Annotated in this window: 26 protein-coding genes and 1 tRNA gene; 14 read left to right on the top strand and 13 right to left on the bottom strand. The window is 72.4% G+C overall.

The features are described 5' to 3' along the window. Positions 1-278 precede the first annotated feature (278 nt). A complete protein-coding gene (locus tag ACQEVZ_RS05495) occupies positions 279-476 on the top strand; it encodes a hypothetical protein (RefSeq protein ID WP_433362123.1) in 198 nt (65 codons plus the stop codon). Positions 477-695: 219 nt separating this feature from the next. On the opposite strand, the gene ACQEVZ_RS05490 is transcribed toward ACQEVZ_RS05495, so the two are convergent. Then, positions 696-1,754 carry a PQQ-dependent sugar dehydrogenase gene (locus ACQEVZ_RS05490; RefSeq protein ID WP_433362120.1) on the bottom strand — a complete coding sequence of 353 codons (1,059 nt, stop codon included), beginning with the start codon at positions 1,752-1,754 and terminating at the stop codon, positions 696-698. Between the two features lie 78 nt (positions 1,755-1,832). On the opposite strand from ACQEVZ_RS05490, the gene ACQEVZ_RS05485 reads away from it, so the two are divergent. Then, a complete protein-coding gene (locus ACQEVZ_RS05485; protein WP_433362117.1) occupies positions 1,833-2,003 on the top strand; it encodes a hypothetical protein in 171 nt (56 codons plus the stop codon). A 117-nt stretch (positions 2,004-2,120) separates the two neighbouring features. On the opposite strand, the gene ACQEVZ_RS05480 is transcribed toward ACQEVZ_RS05485, so the two are convergent. Then, positions 2,121-2,840, bottom strand: a complete 720-nt coding sequence (locus ACQEVZ_RS05480; protein ID WP_433362114.1) for a nucleotidyltransferase domain-containing protein — start codon at positions 2,838-2,840, stop codon at positions 2,121-2,123. 216 nt (positions 2,841-3,056) lie between these two features. Then, positions 3,057-3,187: transfer RNA gene (locus tag ACQEVZ_RS05475), tRNA-OTHER, on the bottom strand. 189 nt (positions 3,188-3,376) lie between these two features. On the opposite strand from ACQEVZ_RS05475, the gene ACQEVZ_RS05470 reads away from it, so the two are divergent. Next, a complete protein-coding gene (locus ACQEVZ_RS05470; RefSeq protein WP_433362111.1) occupies positions 3,377-4,483 on the top strand; it encodes a glycosyltransferase in 1,107 nt (368 codons plus the stop codon). 146 nt (positions 4,484-4,629) lie between these two features. Here ACQEVZ_RS05470 and ACQEVZ_RS05465 read toward each other — a convergent pair whose 3' ends face one another. From ACQEVZ_RS05465 to ACQEVZ_RS05455, 3 genes are all read right to left on the bottom strand, one after another. After that, positions 4,630-4,917 (bottom strand): hypothetical protein, encoded by a 288-nt coding sequence (locus ACQEVZ_RS05465; RefSeq protein WP_433362108.1) that lies wholly within the window; start codon positions 4,915-4,917, stop codon positions 4,630-4,632. Positions 4,918-4,950: 33 nt separating this feature from the next. After that, positions 4,951-5,817, bottom strand: a complete 867-nt coding sequence (locus tag ACQEVZ_RS05460; RefSeq protein WP_433362105.1) for a universal stress protein — start codon at positions 5,815-5,817, stop codon at positions 4,951-4,953. 77 nt (positions 5,818-5,894) lie between these two features. Beyond that, positions 5,895-7,127, bottom strand: coding sequence for an acetyl-CoA hydrolase/transferase family protein (locus tag ACQEVZ_RS05455; RefSeq protein WP_433362102.1), 1,233 nt, complete (start codon positions 7,125-7,127; stop codon positions 5,895-5,897). Between the two features lie 154 nt (positions 7,128-7,281). Between ACQEVZ_RS05455 and ACQEVZ_RS05450 the strand changes: the two genes are divergently transcribed. Further along, positions 7,282-7,707, top strand: a complete 426-nt coding sequence (locus ACQEVZ_RS05450) for a pyridoxamine 5'-phosphate oxidase family protein (RefSeq protein ID WP_433362099.1) — start codon at positions 7,282-7,284, stop codon at positions 7,705-7,707. A 12-nt stretch (positions 7,708-7,719) separates the two neighbouring features. Here the strand turns inward: ACQEVZ_RS05450 and ACQEVZ_RS05445 are convergent, their stop codons facing one another. The 5 genes from ACQEVZ_RS05445 to ACQEVZ_RS05425 are packed head-to-tail and all read right to left on the bottom strand — an operon-like array spanning position 7,720 to position 12,686. After that, a complete protein-coding gene (locus tag ACQEVZ_RS05445) occupies positions 7,720-8,445 on the bottom strand; it encodes a YwiC-like family protein (protein ID WP_433362096.1) in 726 nt (241 codons plus the stop codon). Then, positions 8,442-9,704 (bottom strand): multicopper oxidase domain-containing protein, encoded by a 1,263-nt coding sequence (locus ACQEVZ_RS05440; protein WP_433362094.1) that lies wholly within the window; start codon positions 9,702-9,704, stop codon positions 8,442-8,444. Before ACQEVZ_RS05440 ends, ACQEVZ_RS05445 begins: the two co-directional genes overlap by 4 nt. Positions 9,705-9,706: 2 nt before the next feature. Further along, the gene (locus ACQEVZ_RS05435) at positions 9,707-10,927 is read right to left on the bottom strand and encodes a hypothetical protein (protein ID WP_433362091.1); all 1,221 of its coding nucleotides are present in this window, start codon (positions 10,925-10,927) and stop codon (positions 9,707-9,709) included. Then, positions 10,924-12,012: a hypothetical protein gene (locus ACQEVZ_RS05430; RefSeq protein ID WP_433362088.1), complete on the bottom strand. Its 1,089-nt coding sequence runs from the start codon at positions 12,010-12,012 to the stop codon at positions 10,924-10,926. The genes ACQEVZ_RS05435 and ACQEVZ_RS05430 overlap by 4 nt, the downstream gene beginning before the upstream one ends. Further along, on the bottom strand, positions 12,009-12,686 hold the full coding sequence (locus ACQEVZ_RS05425) for a helix-turn-helix transcriptional regulator (RefSeq protein WP_360573620.1): 678 nt from the start codon (positions 12,684-12,686) through the stop codon (positions 12,009-12,011). Before ACQEVZ_RS05425 ends, ACQEVZ_RS05430 begins: the two co-directional genes overlap by 4 nt. 50 nt (positions 12,687-12,736) lie before the next feature. Here ACQEVZ_RS05425 and ACQEVZ_RS05420 point away from each other — a divergent pair, with 50 nt between their 5' ends. Then, positions 12,737-13,066, top strand: a complete 330-nt coding sequence (locus ACQEVZ_RS05420; RefSeq protein WP_433362085.1) for a DUF2249 domain-containing protein — start codon at positions 12,737-12,739, stop codon at positions 13,064-13,066. Between the two features lie 84 nt (positions 13,067-13,150). On the opposite strand, the gene ACQEVZ_RS05415 is transcribed toward ACQEVZ_RS05420, so the two are convergent. Next, the gene (locus tag ACQEVZ_RS05415; RefSeq protein ID WP_433362082.1) at positions 13,151-13,525 is read right to left on the bottom strand and encodes a group I truncated hemoglobin; all 375 of its coding nucleotides are present in this window, start codon (positions 13,523-13,525) and stop codon (positions 13,151-13,153) included. A 170-nt stretch (positions 13,526-13,695) separates the two neighbouring features. On the opposite strand from ACQEVZ_RS05415, the gene ACQEVZ_RS05410 reads away from it, so the two are divergent. From ACQEVZ_RS05410 to ACQEVZ_RS05370, 9 genes are all read left to right on the top strand, one after another. Then, positions 13,696-13,995 (top strand): hypothetical protein, encoded by a 300-nt coding sequence (locus ACQEVZ_RS05410; protein WP_433362079.1) that lies wholly within the window; start codon positions 13,696-13,698, stop codon positions 13,993-13,995. Between the two features lie 235 nt (positions 13,996-14,230). Beyond that, positions 14,231-17,893: a nitrate reductase subunit alpha gene (locus ACQEVZ_RS05405; protein WP_433362076.1), complete on the top strand. Its 3,663-nt coding sequence runs from the start codon at positions 14,231-14,233 to the stop codon at positions 17,891-17,893. After that, positions 17,893-19,539, top strand: a complete 1,647-nt coding sequence (narH, locus tag ACQEVZ_RS05400) for a nitrate reductase subunit beta (protein WP_433362073.1) — start codon at positions 17,893-17,895, stop codon at positions 19,537-19,539. Before ACQEVZ_RS05405 ends, narH begins: the two co-directional genes overlap by 1 nt. After that, positions 19,536-20,162: a nitrate reductase molybdenum cofactor assembly chaperone gene (gene narJ, locus ACQEVZ_RS05395; RefSeq protein ID WP_433362069.1), complete on the top strand. Its 627-nt coding sequence runs from the start codon at positions 19,536-19,538 to the stop codon at positions 20,160-20,162. Before narH ends, narJ begins: the two co-directional genes overlap by 4 nt. After that, positions 20,159-20,917 carry a respiratory nitrate reductase subunit gamma gene (gene narI, locus ACQEVZ_RS05390; RefSeq protein ID WP_354895145.1) on the top strand — a complete coding sequence of 253 codons (759 nt, stop codon included), beginning with the start codon at positions 20,159-20,161 and terminating at the stop codon, positions 20,915-20,917. The genes narJ and narI overlap by 4 nt, the downstream gene beginning before the upstream one ends. A gap of 29 nt (positions 20,918-20,946) precedes the next feature. Beyond that, entirely contained in the window at positions 20,947-22,179 is a 1,233-nt protein-coding gene (locus ACQEVZ_RS05385) for an MFS transporter (protein ID WP_433362065.1), read from the top strand. Positions 22,180-22,191: 12 nt separating this feature from the next. Further along, the gene (locus ACQEVZ_RS05380; RefSeq protein WP_433362062.1) at positions 22,192-22,542 is read left to right on the top strand and encodes a LuxR family transcriptional regulator; all 351 of its coding nucleotides are present in this window, start codon (positions 22,192-22,194) and stop codon (positions 22,540-22,542) included. 59 nt (positions 22,543-22,601) lie between these two features. Further along, a complete protein-coding gene (locus ACQEVZ_RS05375; protein ID WP_433362059.1) occupies positions 22,602-23,153 on the top strand; it encodes a SigE family RNA polymerase sigma factor in 552 nt (183 codons plus the stop codon). After that, on the top strand, positions 23,140-24,279 hold the full coding sequence (locus ACQEVZ_RS05370; protein ID WP_433362056.1) for a hypothetical protein: 1,140 nt from the start codon (positions 23,140-23,142) through the stop codon (positions 24,277-24,279). The genes ACQEVZ_RS05375 and ACQEVZ_RS05370 overlap by 14 nt, the downstream gene beginning before the upstream one ends. On the opposite strand, the gene ACQEVZ_RS05365 is transcribed toward ACQEVZ_RS05370, so the two are convergent. Further along, positions 24,242-24,742, bottom strand: a complete 501-nt coding sequence (locus ACQEVZ_RS05365) for a hemerythrin domain-containing protein (protein ID WP_433362053.1) — start codon at positions 24,740-24,742, stop codon at positions 24,242-24,244. The genes ACQEVZ_RS05370 and ACQEVZ_RS05365 overlap by 38 nt on opposite strands. Between the last annotated feature and the right edge of the window lie 15 nt (positions 24,743-24,757).

Here is a 24,757-nt window from a genome sequence, read left to right as displayed (position 1 = left end):
TCGATCGACTTGATCTCGTCGAGGTACAGCAGGGTCGAGACGCTGTCCGGCTCCTCGGCCTCGCCGGTCACCCAGGCGGGGATGCCGGCCTCGTCGTCCGCGCTCATTCGCTACCTCCTCGACGCGATCTGTCCCAGGCGGGACGGCGAGCATTGGCGAGTGCAGCCGGCCCCGCGGACGGCGACGATCACCTGCATAGCAAACATGACAGCGCAGCTGATCAAATGTTCGTGGTGGCCGGGCGGTACGGCTGAGTCCTGGTACATCAGACTGGCCAGGTGATCAGTGAGGTTGACGGGTGGCCGGTGGGCGAGAGCATCGATGATCTCGCGGCGTATGCGATGGCGCAGGGAGGGGGCTACGACGTCCACGAGGTACGCCTGTGCAGGTGTGCCGTGCGCGGCGGTCAGGTCTTCGGCGCGCAGGGTGACCTCGAGGAGCGCGGTGCAGCGCATCTGCCGCGGCTGCAATGCTGAGCACTTCATCGCCGACAGCGGCGTGTGTGTAGCTATCAACCTGCTCCGACAGCGACGGTTCAACCCGATCGGGGGTCAAGGGCGTCGACGAGGTCCGTCTGATCGGCATCGCCCAGCGATCGCCAACCTGGTGTTGCACGCCACCGGCCGCGAGCGTCCGCTGTCTGCCGATCACGTTCGACAAGCTGCTGGAGGACAGGAGGCCCTCGTTCGCCCGCACTACGGCAGCAGTTGCAGGATGCGATCATCAGTGCTGATCGGTGCGCCGCTGCCGTCCCGATTGGACGTCATCACCCACAGCGTCCCGTCGGGCGCGGAGACGACGGTGCGTAGCCGCCCATACGTGCCGACGAGCAGTGCCTGCGGCTGCGGTCCGTTCAGCCCGACCTTCCACAGTCGCTTCCCGCGCAGGCATGCCAGGTAGATGTTGCCACCGGCGATCGCGATGCCGCTCGGCGATGCGTCTTTGGGTGCCCAGACGTCGATTGGGTTCACGAATCGGATGTCGCTGCCTGTGCCCTCCACCACCGGCCAGCCGTAGTTCTTCCCGGCCTCGATGCGGTTGAGCTCATCGAAGCGTTCCAAGCCCAATTCAGATGCGTACAGCGTGCCGCGCTGGTCGAAGGCGAGACCCTCCACGTTGCGATGACCCAGGCTGAAGACGGCGCTGTCGCCGAACGGGTTGCCGGGAGCCGGCTTGCCGTCGGGGGTGATGCGCAGGACCTTGCCAGCGAGGGTATTGCGGTTCTGGGCGTTTTCGCCGTTGGCGGCATCGCCGGTACTTGCGTAGAGCATCCCGTCCGGGCCGAACGCGAGCCGGCCCCCGCTGTGCTGGTCGGTGTGGGGGATGCCGGTGAGCACCGGAACGGGGGTGCCGCCGAGGTGGAACCGGACGATGCGGTTGTCGACCGCGGTCGAATAGTACGCGTACACCCATTGGTCGGTCCGGTACGACGGTGACACCGCGATGCCGAGCAGACCCCCTTCGCCGGTTGCGTGCACGTCGGCGAACCGCTGGACTTCCTTGACCGCACCGCGTTTGCTCACCGCCAGCACCCGTGCGGTGTTCCGTTCCGTGACCAATGCCGAGCCGTCCGGAAGGAAGGCGAGGCCCCACGGGACTTGCAGGCCGGTGACCAAGGTGCGGACCTCACCTGGCCGGAGGTCGCTCTTCGGTGGATCCGCAATACCGACGTCGAGCCAGACGGCTGCCGCCGAAACGCCGATGGACGCCGAGACGACGACCGCCGCGACGACGGTCCACCAACGGAGGCTCACCACCCCACCACGATTCCGGATGCGCCCAAACGCCGCCCCACCCGCCGGAAGTGATCTGTCAGACGCACGGCGGTCGCCATGGTGCAACCAACAGCCGGTCTGAGAAACTGCACCACGCGCAGCGGTGGCGCGGCGACGCCGCCAGGCCGGGTCCAGACCGCGCTCGCCCGGGCCGCGCTGGTCTGGCACCGGCTCGGCGCGGCGTCGGATGCGTATGTGCGCAAGATCCTCGTCGACGAGTCGCAGTAGCCGGAGACATCGCTGGCGGCAGGAAATGCCGGTTCAAGCCGTCCCCGGCCGCAACCTGGCCGATGCCGCCTCGACGATGGACGACCGCGATGTGCTGCGCCGGGGCTCGCCACCCAATCAACCCCGAACAGCCCAGGGTTCGGCTTCTTCTGCGAAGGTGCGGATGAGCTCGATGTCGCTGCCCCACGCATCGAGCACGTCCCCATGTCCGTGCTGACGCGCCAGCGTGTCGACCGCGGGGAACAATCCGAGTGCATGGGTGGCGACGCGCCCAGGCGCGAGTGCGGTGTTCCAGAAGGCCGGAAGCGGGAAGTTCGTCAGCTCCCAGTGGAGGTACTTGTTGTAGGGACGAAGCCGTCCATGCAGCGCGAAGACCGTCTCCAGCAGCCAGGGCACGCTTTCGATCTCGTCCAGGTGCGCGGCGTCGGCAAAGCCGTCGCGGTGACTCTTGACTGCCCGGTAGAGCTGGTTGGTGTAGGCATCCAGGGCGGCACGCGTCAACCGGACCGCCTCCTCCTCCGTGGGTGTAGCCTGCCGGTGGACCAGCTCGGTGATACCGCCGTCGAGGCGATCCAGCAGCACCTGCGCACCGCGGTAGGCGTATCGCTGCCAGTGCACGGAGGTGTCAGCCAGGGCCTGCACGGTGCACACCACCTCATCCAGCTCGGCCGATCTGATGCTGTGCCGCCAGGCGACGGCCTGGTCGGCGACCGCAACGGTCACGTCGTAGTCGGACCGGGGCGTGGTCAGGCCGCGAGCGTGTGAACCCATCAGGATCACGCCTCGAACCGCGGGATCGCGGGTCGAACGAGCGAGAACCTGCTCAAGGATGTCCATGCTGTCTCGTTTCCTACATCGCCGATCGTCACCCACAGGGCCCGATTACCGGCATAGCTGAGCAACGTGATCGTCGGCAACAGATTTCCGTGTTCACGCGAAGATCAGATGCACCGACATCGGCAAGACAGGAAGGGTCGGCATCGCCGGGACGCCTCGCTCGCCGTGACGACCGAGGTGCCGGCGCCGCGCAAGACCAGCGGCAGATCAGGATGCTGGCGGACCGGAGGGGATTTGAACCCCCGGTGGGGCATGGCACGCCAGCGGCCCCACGCGCCTTCGAGCCGCCCGTGCGTGCCTGGCCTTCGACTCTGAGCGCTGCAATAACCCGGCTCTGCCACCGGTCCAGACGCAGTATGGTTCGATCTCGCCAACCAAGCAGGCGGGTTCTCGACGGCATTGCGCGCTGTCGGCCGCAGATCCGGATGCCGCGCGCCTGGTGGCTGCTCATGTCAGTGCACGTGCCTGCTATTACTGATTGTCCCGGACTCGCCGGTCAGCGACGCAAACGGTCAGGCCGACGTTAGGGTCGTTCGATGCGAGTGCTCGTGACGGTCAACGATGCTTATGGGCACGTCCTGCCTCTCGTACCAACCGTGCAGGAATTGATCAGTCGCCGGCATGACATGCTCGTGGCCTGCCCGGGCGGGACGCTCAACAGGCTGAGCCTCGGTGGACTGCGGACCTGCCGGTATGTGCCGGTCGAGACTGCACCCTTACCGATCGGTCCGCCGCCAAGGGACCGGATCGTTGAGCGGCTGGCATTCTCGGTGCATCTGGCGTGGCCGAATGTTGCCCGCGGCTGGGCTGGTCAATTGCTGGAGGATGCCCGGAGATTCCGGCCAGACCTCGTCATATGCGAGCCCGTCGAGCACGCCGGCCGAGTGGTGGCGGCCATCTTAGGTGTGCCCTTCGTCGAGCACGGCTGGGGCTTCACGTTACCGGTCGGCGCAGACGTGACTGCCGCGCACGGTCTCGCCGATCTCTATCAGACCACCGGTACGACGTACCAGGAACCATCCCTGCGAGTGGACCTCGGCTCGGCCGCCCTCCAGGCATCCGACATCGACCAGGCAATCGAGCGATATCGGTATGTGGCATGGTCTCCGCCGACAGAACTGCTCGCTCCTCCAGGGCTGAAACCCCGCGTCTTGGTAACCCTCGGCACCTTTCCCAAACCTGGCGCGGCCGAGCGTCTTCAGCAGGCCGTCGGCGCAGCCACCGAACTTGATGCGGAGCCGGTCGTTGTGCTCGGCAACGAAGATCGTCGTTCACTCGACGGCTGGCCGTCGAGTGTCACCGTCCGGGAATGGGTGGATCTGCCGGCCGAGATCACGAGGTGCGCGCTCGTCGTTCACCATGGAGGCGCCGGAACAAGCTGGGCGACGCTGCTGGCCGGCGTTCCTGCCGTCTGCCTGCCCCAATCCGGTGACCAGTTCCGCAACGCCGAACGGCTGGCCGGAGCAGGCGCCGCGACCGTAGTCATGCCGGATGCCATGGACGCGCTGACGCTGCGACGCGCCTTCTCGCAGGCACTGGCCGACCCATCATTGGCGGCTGGCGCTGACCGGGTGCGGCGATCAAACGACTCGCTTCCTCCGACCGCCGCGCTGGTCGACCGGCTGGAGATGATCCGGCGGTAGACCACCCTGCGATCGACGGTCTCCTCGGTGGGCGAGGCAGCCCAACGCCGAGTGCACGCTCATCGGCCAGATGTGCGCAAGGTGCGATCGTTTGCCGTGGCGGCCGGCATCTACGGAGAGTGACCTGGCGTTCTGGCGCTGTCGCGTCAGGTGTTCGGAATCTCGACGGGGTGCTCGGCCGCGTCCTGGGCGGCCATGGCGGCCATGGCCGCCCGGTACGAAGCCTGGTCCAGCGAGCCGGACATCAGGCGCTGGGCCGCGTCGCGCTCGGCGCGGCCGCGGCGCCGCTCCTCGCGGGTGGCGAGCCAGGTCGCGAGACGCGGCCGGTGCCGGTCGGCGCCCGGTGGGTCGCCGTGGATGGCCTGGACGTGCAGGGCGATCAGCGCGATGTAGACGGCGGCGATGAACGTGGCCACGAGCATGACTGCCACCACCGGACTCAATCCTTCCATCAGGTGTACGTCGGCTCAGGCCGGCCGGTGGGCGATGAGGACCGGGCACTCAGCGTGGTGCATGAGTTGCTGGCCGACGGAACCCAGCAAGAGGCCCGCGAAGCCGCCGTGACCGCGGCTGCCGACCACGACGAGCTGTGCGGTGTGCGAGACGCCGACGAGGACCTTCGCCGCCCGGCCGGTGGCCAGCAGTGGCTCGAGGCGCACGGACGGGTACTTGTCCTGCCAGCCGGCCAGCGACTCCCGCAGGTGCGCGCGCTCCTCGGCCTCGAAGGCGCTCGGCGGCAGCACCGAGGGGGACGGCGGGACGTACGCCCTGATGGCGACGACGTGGGTGCCGCGCGCGGCGGCAGCCTCGAACGCGAGCGTGAGCGCGGCGTCGGTGGAGGGGGAGCCGTCGACCCCGACGACGACCGGACCGCCGGGCGTCGCCGTGCGGCCGCGGACGACGGCGACGGGGACCCGGGCGTGCGTGGCGACCTGCTGGCTGACGGAGCCCTGGAGCAGGCTCGCCATCCCGCCGGCGCCGCGGTTGCCGACGACGAGCAGGCGCGCGCCAGCGTGGGCGAAGTCGAGCAGCGTCGCGGCCGGCGCGGCGTGCACCACCGTGGCGACGGCGTCGACGCCGGTGCCGCGGGCACGGACCGCCGCGGCGGCACCGGCCGCGAGCTCCTCGGCGCGGCCCCGGGCCTCGTCCGCCTCATGGGCGGTCGGACGATAGGAGACACCCGCCGGCCAACTGAGCTGGTAGGCGTGGACGATCCGCAGCGGCGCGCCGGTGCGCTCCGCCTCGTCGGCGGCCCAGTCCACCGCCTGCTGTGCTGCCTGCGACCCGTCGTGCCCGACGACGATGCTTGTGGTGCCCGTGAATGTGGTGTCCATGAGACCAGCGTCGACCGGTCCGCGCGGACACGGCAGAGGCATGTGGGTCGGCGGATGCGGGCCGTTGGTCCCGGTCGTCAGCGAAGCGGCAGCCCGAACGTCCGGCCGGCGGCGCGGAGCTCGTCGCGGATCGACGGGTGTGCGGCGTGGTCGACGATCTCCTGGGCCTGCTCCACCGAGTCGCGGCCCCAGATCGTGGCGGTGCCCTGCTCGGTGACGATGTAGCTGTGCTGGAACGAGGTGACCGGGCCGGACACCAGCGGCACGACCGAGGACACGTCGGCCTTCGGGTGCCAGGAGCGCAGCGCGATGACGGCGTGGCCGCCGGGGGAGTGCATGGCGCCGACGATGAAGTCGGTCTGGCCGCCGAAGCCGGAGTGCGTACGGTTGCCGACCCGGGTGGCGTTGGCCTGCGCGAACAGGTCGACCTGCAGCGCGCTGTTGACGCTCATGAGGTTGGGGTGCGCGGCGATCGTGCCCGGGTTGTTGGTCTTCTCGGTGCGCAGCATGCGGATACGTGGGTTGGCGTCGACCCAGTCGTACAACTCGGCCGAACCGAAGCAGAAGGAGGCGGTGATCGGCGTGTCCCGGTCGAGGCAGCCCGCCTTCTCCAGGGCGAGGGCGCCGTCGCTGAACATCTCCGACCAGATCCGCAGCCCGCGCCGGTCGAGCAGGGCGTCGAGCGTCGCGTCCGGGATGGCGCCGATGCCGAGCTGCAGCGTCGCGTCCGCCGGCACGAGCGCGGCCACCCGCTCCCCGATGGCCGCCGACACCGCGTCGGGTGCCACGACCGCGTGCGTGGCGAGCGGCTCGTCGACCTCGAGGAGGTAGTCCACCGCGTCGAGGGGCACGAGCGCGTCGCCGTGGGTGAAGGGCATCGCGGGGTTCGCCTGCGCGACGACGATGCCGCCGCGGGCGCGGGCGGACTCGATCGCGGCCGGCAGGACGTTGACCTCGACGCCGAGGCTGACCGCACCGCCGACCGGCCGGGAGGTGTGCAGCAGCACCACGTCGGGCGCGAGCCGCTGCCGGAACAGGTGCGGCACCAGCGACAGCCGGCACGGGAAGTAGTGCAGCCGCGGGTGGGCGCGCATCCCCGGCCCGACGAACGCGGACTCGTAGACGACGCCGTCGCGGTCCGGCAGGCCGTGCTGGGCGTTGAGCATGAACAGCCGGAACTCCGCGACGGCCGCGTCGGCGACGGACAGCAGCCGGCGCGGGGCGGCGTAGTTGCCGCTGGCGACGATCCGCGGGATGCCCGGCAGCGCGCCAAGGATCCGTGCGAGCTCCGGTTCGGTCACTGTTCGCATGCCGCGCTCCTTCAATAGCTCCGTGGATCACGTTAGGCGGCGGCCAGGGGTGTACAGCAGGGCCGGCGGACGGTGCCGCACAGGGGAGAAGGTCCCGCCGGGTACGGGCCCAATGGCCCTGTCCGGGGCGTGATGACAGGGGAACAGTTCAGGGATGGTGTCGATGCGGGCCCTGGGCCGTGACCGCTGCCTGGAGCTGCTGGCGTCGGTGCCGGTCGGCCGGGTGGTCTTCAGCATGCGCGCGCTCCCGGCGATCCGACCGGTCAACCACCTCGTCGACGGCGACGCCGTCGTGATCCGCAGCAACCTGGGCGGTGCCCTGGCCTCAGCGGCCACCCAGGGCGGTGGGGTCGTCGTGGCGTACGAGGCGGACGTCCTCGACGCGGACACCCACACCGGCTGGACGGTGGTCGTCACCGGCACCGCCAGGCTCGTCCTCGACCCGGCCCGCCAGGCCCGCTACGAGCGGCTCCTGCACCCCTGGGTGGACGAGGAGATGAACTGCGTCATCACCATCGACTGCGACCTCGTCACCGGCTACGAGCTCCACGACGAGGTGCCGGCCGGCGCGGGAGCCTGACCCGCGAGCGGTTCACCCCGCGACCGGCACCATGACCAGCAGCAGGACCAGCAGCAGGACGGTGGCGGCGATCTCGATCAGGCCGACCTGCTTCGGGGTCAGGCGGCGCCTGGGCAGCAGGGCCGCGCGGGCCAGCAGGAGGGCGAACACGACCAGCACCGGCACGCCGACCCACCAGGCCGCCCCGAGCGCGGCGAGGTGGAACAGCACCGACGCGCGGTAGTAGCCGGCGCTGCCGCGTTCACGGATCATGGTTTTGACGTAGAGCACCGTGCCGGTGAAGTAGGCGGTCACGGCCGCGAACACCGGCACGGCCTCCGCCAGCGGACGGCCGGCGACGGTGGCGCAGACGAAGACCATCAGGCAGCTCTGCACGACCGACGCGAGATCGTTGACGAGCGCGCGTTCGTCGCGGCGCCGGGCGTAGGCGACGTTGACCGCGAACAGTGCGGCGAAGGCCGGCCCGTACCAGAGCAGCTGCGGCCGCACGAGCAGCACGAGCGCACCCGACACGGCCGCGACCGGGCCGTAGAGGAGCAGCTGCGCGCGGACCCGGGCGAGGCGGCGGGTCTTGACCGCCTGCAGGAAGTAGTAGCTGAACAGGTAGGCGGCCAGCCACGCCACCAGCAGCGGCAGGTGCGGCCAGCGGAAGCCGGCGGTGAGGACCCCGGCGAGCCACGGCAGCAGGAGCATCGCCCAGGCGCCGTGCTGCGGCGGCACGAACCGGTTCCTGCTCACGAGACCTCGATGATGCCGCGGGCGCCGCGTTCGGCGTCGACCATGGCGTGCGTGACGAAGGGGTAGTGGCCGGCCGCGGCGAGGGTGGTCTCGACGAAACCGCCGGCCGCGGGGGACAGGTCCAGGACCTGCGCGCCGCCGGGGTCGCCGGGGCGCAGCAGCCACTGCCCTTCACGGTAGACGGTGTCGAACTGGGCGCCGACGATGTGGAACGCGCTGCCGCGGCTCGGGCCGGCGTCGAGGACCCAGACACGGATCCGTTGGCCCGCACGGGTTTGCAGCGGCCGGTGGGTGTACTGGTCGGCGTGGCCGTTGAACACGACCGCGTCCGGCTGGTCCGCCTGCATCGTCGCCAGGTCGCCGCCGAGGTACAGCTCGGACTGCACGAGGACGAACTCGTGGTCGACCGGTGCCAGGTCCGGCGGGTCGATGATGACGGCGCCGTACATGCCGTTGCCGATGTGCAGCAGCATCGGCATCGTCGAGCAGTGGTACATCCAGATGCCGGCACGGGTCGCGGTGAACGTGTAGGTGAGCCGTTCGCCAGGCTCGATCGGGCGCATCGGCTCGTCCGGGGCGAGCGCGCCGGCGTGGAAGTCGACGCCGTGGTCGATGGTGCCGTCGTTGATGAGCGTGATCTCGAACGTGTCGCCGACCCGGCCGCGCAGCGTCGGTCCCGGAGCGGTGCCGTTGAACGTCCACAGGTGCCGCCGTGCGTCCTCCCGCACCCGCAGCTCGACTTTGTGGACGCGCTCCGGGGGTACGGGCGGCGCCGTGGCATCCCGTGCCGTGAACTCCGCGGGGGCGGCCGGGTGGTCGTGGGTGCCGTCGACGGTGATCGTGAGGGTCATGCCCGCCTGCCGGTGGCCCGGGAGCGAGCACCAGCCCTCGACGGTGCCCCCGATGACGCCGGCGTCGAGGCGGGCGGTGCCGCCGGCGGCGACGGTGCCGGTCTTCGCGCCGGTGTCCAGGACGAGGTCGTGGCGGCGGCGGTCGCGGTTGGCGAGCTCGACGACGAGCCGGTCGCCGGCGGGGACCGCGATGTGGTCGGGGTGGAAGCGCATGTCCTCGGCGGTCACGGTGACGGTGGTGGTGTGCCCGGTCGGCGTCACCTCGCTGGTTGTCGCCGCGGACCTGGTGTCGGCGCCGGTGCCGACACCCGCGACCCGCTGCGCCGCGACGCCGACGAGGGTGGCGAGGACGACCAGCGCCAGGCCGGCGGCGACGCCACCGAGCGGGCGGGCGTGCTCTGCGGGCATCGTTACCTCCGGGCGGTGAGCAGGACGCGCGCCGCCGGTCCGAGGAACTGCAGCAGTGCGGCGAGGACCAGCAGTGACGTGGTGATGTGGACGTACGCGCCGACCGGCAGCAGGAACACGGCGAGCGCCGCGTTGCCCATGGCGACCCGCTGCGGCCAGTGCCGTTCGAGTCGCGCCGACCGCTGCCGTACGAGCGCCGGGCCGCCACCGAGGACGACCGGGAGCAGGTAGGTCAGCGCGCCGATGAGGACCTGCGCGGCGAAGCCGGCGAGCAGCGGGGCGAGGACGGCGCCGAAGCGGGCTGCCGCGGCGGCCGGGGTGGCGGACGACAGCAGGGTCCACGCGTCGACGCCGAGCGCGACGAGCAGCCACCCGCCCGCGGCGGCGATCGACCAGGTGGCGAACGACGCGGGTGGGCGCTGCCCGGCGGTGTGTACCGCGGGCGCGGCGGTGATCAGGACGGCGGCGGCGAAGACGGCGAGCCCGCCGGCGGCGAGGACCGGCCACCAGGCGAGCACCCCCACCGCGAGCAGCGCCAGGCCGGTCACCGCCGTGGGCAGCGCGGTGCGGGCGGCCCGGGCGGCGCCGTCGGCCATGCGGGTGCGCAGCACCGTCGGCCACAGCGTGAGCAGCGTGCCCAGGACGGTCAGCGTGACCCAGCCGAGCAGGTTCACGTGCGCGTGGAACAGCAGCAGCCGCGGCCGCGCGCCGTCGTCGACCACCAGCATCCAGGCGCCGGCGGGGACGCCGGTGAGCAGGGCGACGGACGCGGCGAGGTAGTAGTGGGCGGTGACGGCGAACCGGGCCGGCAGCGCGGTCCGCACCTGCCGCGCGAGCCAGGCGAGGTGCGCGGCGACCGCGGCGAAGACAGCCCCGGCCCCGGCGACGCCGACCCACGGCAGGTCCGCGACGCCACCGGCGAGCACCGCGACGACGCCCGCGTTGAGCACGGCCAGCCGGACCGCCTCGGCACGGCGGCGCGGCGGGGCGGGGATGCGCAGGACCGCGGCGGTGAAGTGGGCGCTCCACACCACGACGGCGTTGGTGACCGCGCCGAGCAGCAGCAGGTGGATGACCAGCCAGCGCCAGCCGGGCAGGAACGGGTGCCCGACCCCGACCGCGGCGATCCCGGCCAGGTACGCGAGGGGCAGCGCCGCCACCCGGCGGTGCCACGCCGCCCGCCCGGTCGGTGCGGCGTCCGCGCCCACCGCGACGGCGGTCACGACAGCGCCGCTCGTGCGACCGGCGGCCGGCGGTGGGCGCGGCGGGAGAGGGCCGCGCACGCGGCGAAGCCGAGCACCGCCGCGACGTTGGCGACGCCGGACCAGCGCCACACCACCGCCGCGCCGAAGGCGTCGCCGAGGACGACGCGGACCAGCAGCGAGGCGTGCAGCAGGGCCAGGGGCGCGTACAGCAGCGGGTGGAACGGCAGCGGCACGCGCAGGACGGCCGGCAGGATCACCGGGGCGTGCACGAAGATCATCGACATGACGAAGCCGAGGAACACGGCGTGCACGGTGGCGTCGTAGCGGGCTCCGCCGCCGGTGGCGCCCGCGCCGGCCCACAGCACCCCGGCGACGCCCAGCCAGGCGTAGCCGGCGAGCAGCCCCACGGCGATGAACCGGGGCAGACCACTGGCGCGGACGGTGCGGCGGGCCACGTCGTGCACGAGCAGCCACGCCACGACGCCCAGCAGCGCCGCGCCGAACAGCTGCGTGCCGCCGGCGGGCCGGACCGTGACGGCGGCGGCACCGGCGGTCAGAGCGGCCAGGGCGGCGAGGAACCAGCGCTCGGCGTGCCGCTCGAAGAGGGCGACGCGGGCCAGCTCCAGGCGTTCGCCGGCGATGGTCGCGACGACGAACACGGTCAGCCACGGCACGATCTCGGCGACGATGAAGCCGGCCAGCCACAGCAGGGTCGCCGCGTACCAGGCGAACGCCCCCGCCGCCTGGGCGAGCAGCGCGGCCTCCGGCTGGCGGCGCCACAGCGCGCGGTACACGCCGAGCAGGACCACCGAGGCGGCCATCAGTAGGACCTTGCCGGCCAGGCCCGGACCGGTCACGAGCAGCGTCAGGCCGCCGAGCCCGGAGCAGGCCGGCGCCAGCAGCGCCCATCGCGCGCCCAGCGCGACCGCCCGTTCCAGGGCGATGAGCGTGCCGGCGAAGCCGAGGACCATCAGCGGCCCGTGCACCGCCTCGAGGGGCAGCGCCGGCGCCGGGACGGGGGTGCCGAGCAGGAGCAGCCCGCCGTACAGGCCGGCCAGCAGCGCACCGCCGCCGGCGGCGAGCAGCGGCACCCGCGGGTTCACGACGGCACGCGCACGACGCAGGCGGCGGGCGCGCCGAACGGCTCCAGCACCGTGCCGCCGCCGGCCCCGCCCCGCTGCTCCAGGATGCCGCGGACGACCCCGAGGTGCAGGCCGCACATCGCGTCGGGGTTCTGCCCGACGAGCTCCAGGAACGGGCAGGTGTGCAGGTGGATCGTGCCCGGCTCGGCGGGCACCCGCCGCGGCCCGAACCCGAGGCCGTCGAACACCTCCACGACCGTGTCGACCGGGTCGGCGTGCTCGCGGGCGGCCGCGGCCAGCTGCCGCCCCCAGCCCTCGCCCGCCTGGGCCGCGGCCTCCCGCGTGTCGCCGCCGGCCTTGGACAGGTGGTCCAGCAACGCGGCGGCGAGGACCCGGTAGGCGGCCGGGGCGGGCGCGGGGTCCGCGGTGGCCGCCCGGTAGCGCCAGGCCGGCCGGCCCGGCTGCCCGCCGCTGGCGCGGGCCTTGACCAGCAGCCCGGTCTCGGCGAGCCGGTCGAGGTGGGCCCGGACCGTGGACAGGTGCAGGCCGGTCTCGGCGACGACGTCCGCAGCGGTGAGGCCGCCGCCGGCGGCGCGGACCAGCTGCAGGATCGACACCCGGCTGGCCGAGCCGAGCGCCCGGTGCTGCGGCGTGTCGATCGTCTCGCCGGAAGGCCCTACCGAAGGGGTTTCCATGGTGCTTAACGTTATAACGTCAAACGACCTCAAAACCAGTGGAGGGTTCCATGTCACACGACGAAGCGACGCAGGGGTGCGGAGGAAGCTGCGGCTGCGGCGGGGATGCCGCCGGCGGCGCCGGTGACGCGCCGCTGCTGTCCATCGACCCGCGCCTCGACGTCCGTGCCCTGCCGCACGGCGAGCGCCACGGCCGGGTCCTCGACGCGCTGGACGCGCTGCCCGAGGACTGCGCCCTCGTCCTCGTCGCCCCGCACGCCCCGCGACCGCTCCTGGCCGAGATCGACCGGCGCTACGCCGGGCGGTTCGCCGCCGAATGGCTGCAGTCCGGCCCCGACACCTGGCAGATCCGGCTGCACCGCACACCGGTCCCCGCCTAATGGTCCCGGCACGCGATCAGGTGGCGCTCGCGAGTGCGCTGAAGACCCGCTCGGACTTCGTCGTCGCCACCGTGCCCGATGCGGCTACGGAGCGACGACTGAGTCCGTCGTCGTGACGATCTGTCCACGCAGCGGGGTCAGCGTCGCGCCGATCTGGGCCACCTGATCGTCGGCCACGCCGAGGTCGGTCAGCGTGCCGGCCAGGTGGGCCACGACCGCGTCGAAGTCGGCGTCGGTGATTCCCAGCCCGGCGTGCGCGGCGGCCATGTCGCGGCCGGCGAAGATCTGCGGGCCGCCGAGCGCCGCGGTGATGAACGCCCGCTGGTGCGTCTTGAGCCGCTGGACGTCGACGCCGGTGAAGAAGCTTTCGAGGCGGGGATCCGTGAGGACGCGGGCGTAGAACTGCTCGACGGCGGCCTGGACCGCTGCCGCTCCGCCGATGGTGTCGTAGATGCTCATGTCGCCTCCTGCCTTCCGGGCGCCGCGCGGGGTGCGGCGTCGGTGATCATGCGGCCGGCCGTAGGACAGTCCGCGATCGGATAGTCACGGTAGTGAGACCTTTGAATAGCTGTTCAGACACTACACAAGTAAACCGGGAATCACATAGACAGAGTTTCCACGCGCCGATCGTGGTCAGGACTCGGCGAACGTTCGTGGCGCTGCTCTACCCCGGGTCGTGCTCGGCGTCGGCGCCCACTGCCTGGTCGTCAGCGACGTGCCCGCGGGCACCCGGCTGCGATCACCGGTCCGGCGGCGCCGCGCTGCACGCGGCGCACGCGGTGGCCCGGCGCCCGGAGCTCGCCGGCGGCACCGTCGTGGTCATCCTGCCCGACACCGGCGAGCGGTACCTGAGCACGCCGCTGTTCGAGGCCGCCGCTGCCCCCGCGGCGCCACGGCCGGCGCAGGCCCCTGCCACGCCTGGCCGGTGACCGTTCGCCGGGTGTGGCACGGACCCGGCCGGGTAGCAGGGGCGGCGTGCCGTCCGCCGGGGTGGAGGTCCCGCGCGCCCGCTTCGGTCTGATGGTCCCGATCAACTCGGGACCTTCGGCACGGTTGCCCGGGATTGCGGTGCGGTCAGATGGCACGGGATCTCGCGTTCGGCTTGCCTCACGGCATGAATAGGACGAATCTGATTCTCAAGTTCATATACGGAGGAACGTGGCGATGACGAGCGCGACCGAAAAAGCGGGCAGGGCGCTGCTGGGCGTCGGCGGGCTGGTGCGCCGGGCGGAGGTCTCCACCGACGGGCGGACGCTGCACCAGATCGGCGGGCGGGAGGCGGACGGCTTCTACCGGGATCGGTGGTCCTACGACAAGGTCGTCCGCTCCACGCACGGCGTCAACTGCACCGGCTCGTGCTCGTGGAAGGTGTACGTCAAGGACGGCATCATCACCTGGGAGCAGCAGCAGACCGACTACCCGAGCGTCGGCGCGGACCGGCCGGAGTACGAGCCCCGCGGCTGCCCGCGCGGCGCCGCGTTCTCCTGGTACACGTACTCGCCGACCCGGGTCCGCTACCCGTATGCGCGCGGGATCCTGGTCGAGATGTACCGGGAGGCGAAGGCCCGCCTCGGCGACCCGGTCGCGGCGTGGGCCGACATCCAGGCCGACCCGCAGCGCCGCCGCGCCTACCAGCGGGCACGCGGCAAGGGCGGGCTCGTGCGGGTCTCGTGGGACGAGGCGCAGGAGCTCGTCGCCGCCGCGCACGTGCACGCCATCAAGCAGTACGGGCCGGACCGCGTCGCCGGGTTCTCGCCGATCCCCGCGATGTCGATGGTGTCGCACGCGGTCGGGGCGCGGTTCCTGTCGCTGATCGGCGGCACGATGCTGTCGTTCTACGACTGGTACGCCGACCTGCCCGTCGCGTCGCCGCAGATGTTCGGCGACCAGACCGACGTGCCCGAGTCCGGCGACTGGTGGGACGCGTCCTACCTGATGATGTGGGGCTCCAACGTCCCGGTCACCCGCACCCCCGACGCGCACTGGATGGCCGAGGCCCGCTACCGCGGGCAGAAAGTCGTCGTCGTGTCCCCGGACTACGCGGACAACGTGAAGTTCGCCGACGAGTGGATGCCCGCCCAGCCCGGCACCGACGGCGCCCTCGCCATGGCGATGGGGCACGTCGTGCTCAAGGAGTGCTTCGTCGAACGGACCGTCCCCCGGTTCGCCGACTACGTCAGCCGGTACACCGACCTGCCGTACCTGGTCGCCCTGGAGCCGTGCGAGCAGGGCTACCGGCCCGGGAAGTTCATCACCGCCGCCGACCTCGGGGAGACCGACCCCGAGGCCGCGTTCCGCCCGGCGCTGTGGGACACCACGACCGGCGCGCCGGCCGTGCCGAACGGTTCGCTCGGCCACCGGTTCAGCGAGGCCGGCGTCGGCCGGTGGAACCTCGACCTCGGCGCGATCACGCCCAGGCTGAGCTGCGAGGGCGGCGACGCCGTCGAGGTCGTGCTGCCCCGCTTCGACAACGACACGCCCGAGCTGCTGCGCCGCGGCGTGCCGACCGCCACCGTCGGCGGCCGGCTCGTCACCACCGTGTACGACCTGATGCTCGCCCAGTACGGCGTGGCCCGCCCCGGACTGCCCGGGCAGTGGCCCGCCGGCTACGACGACCCGGCCGAGCCGTACACCCCGGCGTGGCAGGAGCCGATCACCGGCGTGCCGGCAGCGCAGGTCGCGAGGATCGCGCGGGAGTTCGCCGACAACGCCGAACGCTCCGGCGGCCGGTCGATGATCCTCATGGGCGCCGGCACCAACCACTGGTTCCACTCCGACGCCACGTACCGGGCGATGCTGACGCTGACGACGCTCACCGGCTGCCAGGGTGTGAACGGCGGAGGCTGGGCGCACTACGTCGGGCAGGAGAAGTGCCGGCCCGTCACCGGCTGGGCGCACCTGGCGTTCGGCCTGGACTGGTCCCGGCCGCCGCGGCAGATGATCGGCACCGCGTTCTGGTACCTGCACACCGACCAGTGGCGCTACGACCAGTACACCGCCGACGTGCTCACCTCACCCCTCGCGAAGGGCGCGTTCGCCGGCCGGCACACCGCCGACCTCCTCGCGCAGTCGGCCCGGCTCGGCTGGATGCCGTCGATGCCGAACTTCGACCGCAACCCGCTGGACGTGGCCGACGAGGCCCTCGCCGCGAACCCGGAGAACCCGGCCGCGCACGTCGCCCAGGAGCTCGTCGACGGCCGGCTCGGGTTCGCCGGTGCCGACCCCGACGCGCCGCAGAACTGGCCCCGCGTCCTCACCGTCTGGCGGGCCAACCTCCTCGGCTCGTCGGCGAAGGGCAACGAGTACTTCCTGCGGCACCTGCTCGGCACCGACGCGTCGCTGCGCGCCGCCGAGGCGCCACCGGACAAGCGGCCGCGGGACGTCGTCTGGCACGACGAGGCGCCCGAGGGCAAGCTCGACCTGCTGCTGTCGCTGGACTTCCGGATGACGTCGACCACCCTGTTCTCCGACGTCGTGCTACCCGCCGCCACCTGGTACGAGAAGCACGACCTCAACACCACCGACATGCACCCGTTCATCCACGCGTTCACGCCGGCGATCAACCCGCCGTGGCAGACCAGGACGGACTTCACCGCGTTCCACGGCATCGCCAAGGCGTTCTCCGACCTCGCCGGCCCGCACCTCGGCGTCCGCAAGGACATCGTCGCCGCACCCCTGCAGCACGACACGCCCGACGCGCTCGCCACCCCCGGCGGGATCGTGCGGGACTGGAAGGCCGGCGAGACCGCCGCCGTGCCGGGCCGCACGATGCCGAAGTTCATCGTCGTCGAACGCGACTACGGCGCGGTCGCCGACAAGATGGCCTCGCTCGGACCGCTGCTGGACCGGCTCGGCACCACCACCAAGGCCGTCACCGTCGACGTGAAACCCGAGATCGAGTTCCTGAAGAAGATCAACGGCACCGTCCGCGGGGGCGTCGCCGACGGCCGCCCGCGCCTCGACACCGACATCCGCGCGTGCGAGGCGATCCTCGCCCTGTCCGGCACCACCAACGGCCGCGTCGCCACCGAAGGATTCGAGTTCCTCGAGCGGCGCACCGGGCAACGCCTCGCGGACCTCGCCCGCGAGCACGAGGGCAAGCAGATCCGGTTCGCCGACGCGCAGTCCCGGCCGGTACCGGTGATCACCAGCCCCGAATGGTCCGGCAGCGAGCACGGCGGGCGGCGCTACTCGCCCTTCACCATCAACGTCGAACGCCGCAAACCCTGGCACACGCTCACCGGCCGGCAGCACTTCTACCTCGACCACGACTGGATGCAGGAGCTCGGCGAGGAACTGCCGGTCTTCCGCCCGCCGCTGGACATGCACAAGCTCTTCGGCGAGCCGCGGCTCGGGCGCACCGGGGAGCTGGAGCTGACCGTGCGCTACCTGACCCCACACTCGAAGTGGTCGATCCACTCCGAATACCAGGACAACCTCATCATGCTCACGCTGTCCCGCGGCGGGCCAACGATGTGGATGTCGGAGGCCGACGCCGCGAAGATCGGCGTCACCGACAACGAGTGGATCGAAGCGGTCAACCGCAACGGCGTCGTCGTCTGCCGTGCCGTCGTCACCCACAAGATGCCAGAGGGCACCGTGTACATGTACCACGCCCAGGAACGCGTCATCGACGTGCCGAAGGCCGAGACGAACGGCCGCCGCGGCGGCATCCACAACTCGCTCACCCGGCTGCTGATCAAACCGAGCCACATCATCGGCGGCTACGCGCAGCTGTCGTTCGCGTTCAACTACCTCGGCCCCACCGGGAACCAGCGCGACGAGGTCACCGTCATCCGCCGCCGGTCCCAGGAGGTCGAGTACTGATGCGCATCATGGCTCAGATGGCGATGGTGATGAACCTCGACAAGTGCATCGGCTGCCACACCTGCTCCGTCACCTGCAAGCAGGCGTGGACCAACCGGTCCGGCGTCGAGTACGTCTGGTTCAACAACGTCGAGTCCCGCCCCGGGCAGGGGTACCCGCGCACGTACGAGAACCAGCAACGCTGGGAAGGCGGGTGGACCCGCACCAGGACCGGGCGGCTCAAGCCCCGCGCCGGCGGCCGGGTGAAGAAGCTGCTCAGCATCTTCGCCAACCCCAAGCTGCCGTCCATGCAGGACTACTACGAGCCGTGGACCTACGACTACGAGCACCTGCTCACCGCGCCCGCCGGCGACGACACCCCCGTCGCCCGCCCCAAGTCGCTGCTCACCGGCCGGGACACGAAGGTCACCTGGTCGGCGAACTGGGACGACTCCCTCGCCGGCGGCAACGAGGTCGCCGCCGGCGACCCGATCCTCGCGCAGCTGTCCGACCAGGTCCGCCAGGAGTACGAGAAGGCGTTCCTGTTCTTCCTGCCGCGCATCTGCGAGCACTGCCTCAACCCGTCGTGCGCCGCGTCGTGCCCGTCCGGCGCGATCTACAAGCGGGCCGAGGACGGCATCGTGCTCGTCGACCAGGACCGGTGCCGCGGCTGGCGGATGTGCGTCACCGGCTGCCCGTACAAGAAGGTCTACTTCAACCACCGCACCGGCAAGGCCGAGAAGTGCACGTTCTGCTTCCCGCGGATCGAGATCGGCCAGCCGACCATCTGCTCCGAGACGTGCGTCGGGCGGCTGCGCTACATCGGCCTGATGCTGTACGACGCGGACCGGGTCGGCAAGGCCGCCGCCGTCAAGGACGAGCGCGAGCTCTACGCCGCGCAACGGTCGGTGTTCCTGGACCCGAACGACCCGCAGGTCGCCGCCGCGGCCCGCGCCTCCGGCATCCCCGAGGACTGGATCGCCGCGGCGCAACGCTCCCCGATCTGGGACCTCATCATGAAGTACGAGGTGGCGCTGCCGCTGCACCCGGAGTACCGCACCATGCCGATGGTCTGGTACATCCCGCCGCTGTCGCCGGTCGTCGACGCGCTCACCGGGACCGGCCACGACGGCGAGGAAGTCGGGAACCTGTTCGGCGCCGTCGACGCGCTGCGCATCCCCGTCGACTACCTCGCCGGGCTGTTCACCGCCGGCGACCCCGCACCGGTCACCGCCGTGCTGCGCCGCCTGGCCGCGATGCGCTCCTATCAGCGGCGGATCAACCTCGGCGAGTCGCGCGACGAGTCCATCGCCGCCAGGGTCGGCATGACCGGGCAGCAGATGGACGACATGTACCGGCTGCTCGCCATCGCCAAGTACGAGGAGCGGTATGTCATCCCGGCCGCCCATCCCGAGCTGATCGACGACGCGCACCGCCTCGAACAGCTGGGCACCGAGTGCAGCCTCGAGGGTGGCCCCTTCGGGGAGATGTCCGGGACGCCCGCGCCGATCTCGATCGAGAACTTCCACATGCTGCGCAACCGGCAGACCGCCGACACGGTGGCCGCGCCGGCCGACAAGGAGGCCCGGGTGAACCTGCTCAACTGGGACGGCAAGGGCACCCCGGAGGGCCTGTTCCCGCCGAAGAACGACGGCGGTGACCCGTGACCGCCCGCACCGCCTGGCGTCCCGTCGCCGCCCGTGCGGCGTCCCTGCTGCTGCGCTACCCCGATGACGAGGTGCTGGCCGCGGTGCCGACGATCACCGCCGCCCTCGACGGGCTCCCACCGGGCGTCGCCGCGCCGCTGCGGCTCGTCGCCGAACACCGCGGCGGCGACGCGGGCCGGCTCGCCGCCGAGTATGTGGAGCTGTTCGACTTCCGGCGCCGGTGCTGCCTGCACCTGACGTACTACACCTGTGGCGACACCCGCCGGCGCGGCGAGGCTCTGGTCCTGTTCGCCGCCGGGTACAAGGCCGCCGGTCTGGAGCTGGTCGACGGGGAGCTGCCCGACTACCTGCCCGCCGTCCTCGACCTCGCCGCCGCGCCCGATCCCGCTGCCGACCACGGCTGGCGGCTGCTGCGGGAGAACCGGATCGGCCTCGACCTGCTGAGCGGGGCCCTCGACGGCTCCGTGTACAGGCACGCGATCGAGGCGGTCCGCGCGATGCTGCCACCGGCCCAGCCCGGTGACCTCGCCGCCGCCGTCCGGCTCGCCCGCACCGGCCCGCCCGTCGAGCAGGTCGGCCTCGAACCGTTCGGACTCGTCGACACCACCGGAGGCCGCCGATGAACGTCCTGCTCTGGGTCGTGTACCCGTACGTCGCCGTCGCGATCCTCGTCGGCGGCCTGATCTGGCGCTACCGCTACGACAAGTTCGGCTGGACGACCCGCTCGTCGCAGCTGTACGAGACCGCCGTCCTGCGCTGGGGCAGCCCGCTGTTCCACTTCGGCGTCCTGATGGTCCTCATCGGGCACGTCGGCGGTCTGGTGGTGCCGAAGGCGTGGACGGAGGCGGTCGGGATCACCGAGCACGCCTACCACCTGTCGGCCGTGTTCATCGGTACCGTCGCCGGCCTCTGCACCCTGATCGGCATGGCGATCCTCATCGCCCGCCGCCGGCTCACCGGGCCGGTCTTCGCCGCCACCACGAAGAACGACAAGGGCATGTACCTGGTGCTCGCCGCCGTCATCGTCCTCGGCCTGCTCGCCACCGTGAAGGCGAACATCGCCGGCGACGGCTACGACTACCGCGAGACGATCTCCCCCTGGTTCCGGTCGCTGTTCGTCTTCCAGCCCGACCCGGACCTCATGGCGGGCGTGCCGACGTCGTTCCAGGTCCACATCATCATGGCGTTCGCGCTGTTCGCGTTCTGGCCCTTCACCCGGCTCGTGCACGCGTTCAGCGCCCCCGTCGGCTACCTCACCCGCCCCTACGTGGTGTACCGCAGCCGCGACGCCAGGCCCGGGCTGCGGCCCGCCCGTCCCGGCTGGGAGGGCCCGCCGAAGCTGCCCACCACCGACGACGCCTCCGCCCGCCGGCGGTAACGCCGGCCCGACCACCGCCGAGGTATGAGATGGCGAGAACCGGCAGACCCGCCACCAAGAAGGCGGCCGCACCACCGGCGCCGGCGGCGACCCCGCCCGGCGCCGGGCGGAACCTGATCCTGGCGACGATCGGGTTCACCGTGAACTTCTGGGCCTGGGCGCTGCTCGGCCCGCTCGGGCCCGGCGTCAAGGAGCGCCTCGGGCTGAGTTTCGCCGCCCAGTCGCTGCTCGTCGCCGTGCCCGTCGTCGTCGGATCGCTCGGCCGCATCCCGGTCGGCGCCCTCACCGACCGGTACGGCGCGCGCGTCATGTTCCCGCTCGTCAGCCTCGCCACCATCGTGCCCGTGCTGACCCTGACCGTCGTGTCGTCCTACCCGGCGCTCATCGTCACCGGGTTCTTCCTCGGCCTCGGCGGCACCACCTTCGCCGTCGGCGTCCCGCTCGTCTCCGGCTGGTACCCGCCGGCCCGCAAAGGCTTCGCGCTCGGCGTGTTCGGCATCGGGACCGGCGGCACCGCCATCGCCAACTTCAGCACCGTCAAGCTCGCCGACGCGTACGGTGCGGACACGCCGTTCCTCATCGTGGCCGCCGTCCTCGCCGTCTACGCGGTGCTCGCCTTCCTGCTGATGCGGGACGCGCCGGGCCGGCAGCCACCGGCCGGCTCGGCGGTCTCCCGCGTCCTGGCCGTGAGCCGGCTCGGCGTCACCTGGCAGCTGTGCTTCCTGTACGCGGTCGGCTTCGGCGGGTTCGTCGCCTTCAGCGTGTACCTGCCCGCCTACCTGAAGACTGTCTACGGGCTCACCGCCGACGACGCCGCGCTGCGCACCGCCGGGTTCGTCGTCCTCGCCGTGATCGCCCGGCCCACCGGCGGCTGGCTCTCCGACCGCTTCCACCCCGTGCCGGTCCTCGTCTGGTGCTTCGCCGGCACCGCGCTCTTCGCCGTCGTGCAGGCGTTCCAGCCGGCCCTGATGCCGGTGGCCACCATCGCGTTCCTCGGCATGGCGGCCCTGCTCGGCGCGGCCGGCGGCGCCGTCTTCGCCCTCGTCGGCAAGGTCGCCCCCGCGGACAAGGTCGGCGCCGTCACCGGCGTCGTCGGCGCGGCCGGCGGCCTCGGCGGGTTCGTCCCGCCACTCGTCATGGGCTGGGTGTACGGCGTGGAAGGCTCCTACGCCATCGGCCTGATGCTGCTGTCGGACGTCGCCCTCGCCGCCGCCGTCTACACCGCCGTCAAGATGAGCACCCTGGCCCGCCGCACCACCTGAAAGGAACCCGACATGTCCTCGTCATCGCTGCCCGCACTCGTCGAACAGCACCTGGCGACCGCCCGCACCGCCTCCAGCGGCCGCAGCGCCCAGACCCTGTACGGCGGTCACGAGCGCACACTGCACCAGACGCTCATCGCCCTGGCCGCCGGCCGCAAGCTCGACGAGCACGAGAACCCCGGCGAGGCCACCCTGCACGTGCTGCACGGCCGGGTCCGGCTCGCCACCGCCACCGCCACCGACGCCGCCACCGACGCCGTTGAGGCCGCCGCCGGCGACCTGCTCGCCATCCCGGACGCCCGGCACACCCTCGAGGCCCTCGACGACGCCGCCGTCCTGCTCACCGTCGCCAAGCCGCACTGAGCCCGCCCGGCTGTCAACCGCCGGTGCCGGCCATCCGGTTTACTCGGCGGGAGGGCCGGATGACGCGAACACCCGCACCACCGGAAGGCTTCGCCGAGTTCGTGGCGACGCGGTCGCACGTGCTGCTGCGGGCGGCGTGGCTGCTGACCGGCGACGCCGGGCGGGCCGAGGACCTCCTGCAGACGGCGCTCGCGCGCAGCTGGCAGCACTGGGACAGGATCGCGGTCGGCGGCAGCCCCGAGGCGTACGTGCGGCGGGTCCTCTACACCACCTACTCCAGCTGGTGGCAGCGGCGCTGGCGGGGCGAGCTGCCGAGCGCGGCGCCGCCGGAGCGGGCCAGCGGCGAGGACGTCGCCGCCGAGTCGGCCGGGCGGGACGGGGTGCGGCGCGCGCTCGCCCGGCTCACCGGCCGGCAGCGGGCCGTGGTCGTGCTGCGCTACGTGGAGGACCGCACCGTCGCGGAGACGGCGGAGCTGCTGGGCTGCACCGAGGGCACGGTGAAGACCCTGGCCTTCCGGGCGCTGCGGGCGCTGCGCGAGGACGACGCGGTGCGGGCGCTGCTCATCGACGAGGGAATCGACGGGGGAATGGGGCACCATGACGCGTCCTGACGGTGACGGCCGGGCCATCGGCCGGCTCCTCGACGGTCTCGTGCCGGAGCTCGCGACGCCGCCGGACCGGCTCGCGGCGGTCGGCCGGAAGGTGCGGCGCCGGCGGCGGCTCACCGGGATGCTGGCCGCGGCGGCCGTGGCCGCCGTGCTGATCGGCGGGGCGGCCGCCTTCGCCACCGCCAGGCCCGGTCCCAGCGTGCCGGCCGGGCCAGACACGGGGGTTCCTGGCCGGCCCGGCGCCGGTGACTGCCCGTCGGCGCCGCCGGCGCGGTTCGGCGGGGGCAACGGGGACCTGCCGTCCAGCGCGGCCGGCGACCTCGCCCGGGCCGGCGCGGTCCGTGCCGTGTTCTGCCGGTACATCGAGGTCCCGGAGCTGCACGTGCGGCGGCCCGGCCCGCCGCGGCGGCTCGTGCTGACCCGCGACGTCGGCGGCCTGGTCACCGCGCTGAACACCCTCCCGACCAGCGACATCGACCCGTGCTTCACCGTCGGCCTCGGCGGCGGGTACCTCACCCTGGAGTACGGCGACGGCAGCCGCGCGACGGTCGAGTTCGCGAGCGCGTGCGGGTTCGTGCGGCGCGGGACGGTCACCCGGTATCAGGGCGACCGGGCGGTCGAGGCGTTCGACCGCCGGTTCGTGGCGCAGGAACTCGCGGCGGCGCGGCCGGGTGACGTGCCCGCCGCGGGCTGCGCGCAGCGGCTCACGACCGGGCCCGCCGACGGCAGGTTCAGCCCGGACCCCGTCGCCGACTTCTGGACCGTCACCTACGGCGCCGACCGCCGCTACCTGCCGGCGCCGCTCGCCGTCGTCACCGCCTGCCGGTACGCGCGCGGCGACGGGGACGCGTGGGACCGCACCCGCCAGGTCACCGACCGGGGCGCCGCCGGTGACGCGGCCACGGCGGTGAACGCGGCGGCGGAGGCGACCGCCGGCGAGATCCCGTACCTGCACTGCTCGGCGCCGCCGGGGACGGTCGACGTCCTCGTGCTGCGCGACGTGCTCGGCGAGACCCGCGAGGTGCGGGTCACCCGCGACGCCTGCCCGGTGGTGACGTTCGACTTCGAGGGCGCCCCGCCGTCGCCGGCCCTCAACGCCGTGCTGGACCGCCTGCTGGGGAGGCCGTAGGCGAGCCGACGCGGGCGCGGACCGCGTCGACGGCGTCCCAGTCGGCGCCGCTGAGGCTGATCAGCGCGGCCGGGAACACGCCGTCCTGCTCCTTGAGGATGTGGTCGCGCAGCACGTCGAGGATCCGCACGAACCGGTCGGGCCACGCGGGGTCGGTGGGCGTGCCGGCGGCGGCCTGCCCGAGCACCGCCTCGATCGCGTCGTGCTCCGCCTCCAGGGCGGCGACCTGGTCCGGGAACTCGCCCGCCAGCAGCGGGAACAGCCCCTTCTCCTCGACCTCGGTGTGCGGGCCGAGCACCGCGGCGATCCGCCGGGCCAGGTCCGCCATCCCGCCGGTGTCGGCGGCGGCGCGGGCCGCGCGGACCTCGCCGATCAGGTTCACCACCGTGTCGTGCTCGCGGGTCAGCTCGTCGATCGCCGCCAGGGACTGGCAGCCGCAGTATTCGCACACGCTTCCGAGCATCCGTCCGCTGTCACC

The sequence above is a fragment of the Dactylosporangium sp. CA-152071 genome (assembly GCF_050936335.1).
Taxonomy (GTDB): domain Bacteria; phylum Actinomycetota; class Actinomycetes; order Mycobacteriales; family Micromonosporaceae; genus Dactylosporangium; species Dactylosporangium maewongense.
The sequence above is the reverse complement of the archived record's forward strand: the minus strand, read 5'-3'. Positions and strand labels throughout refer to the sequence as shown.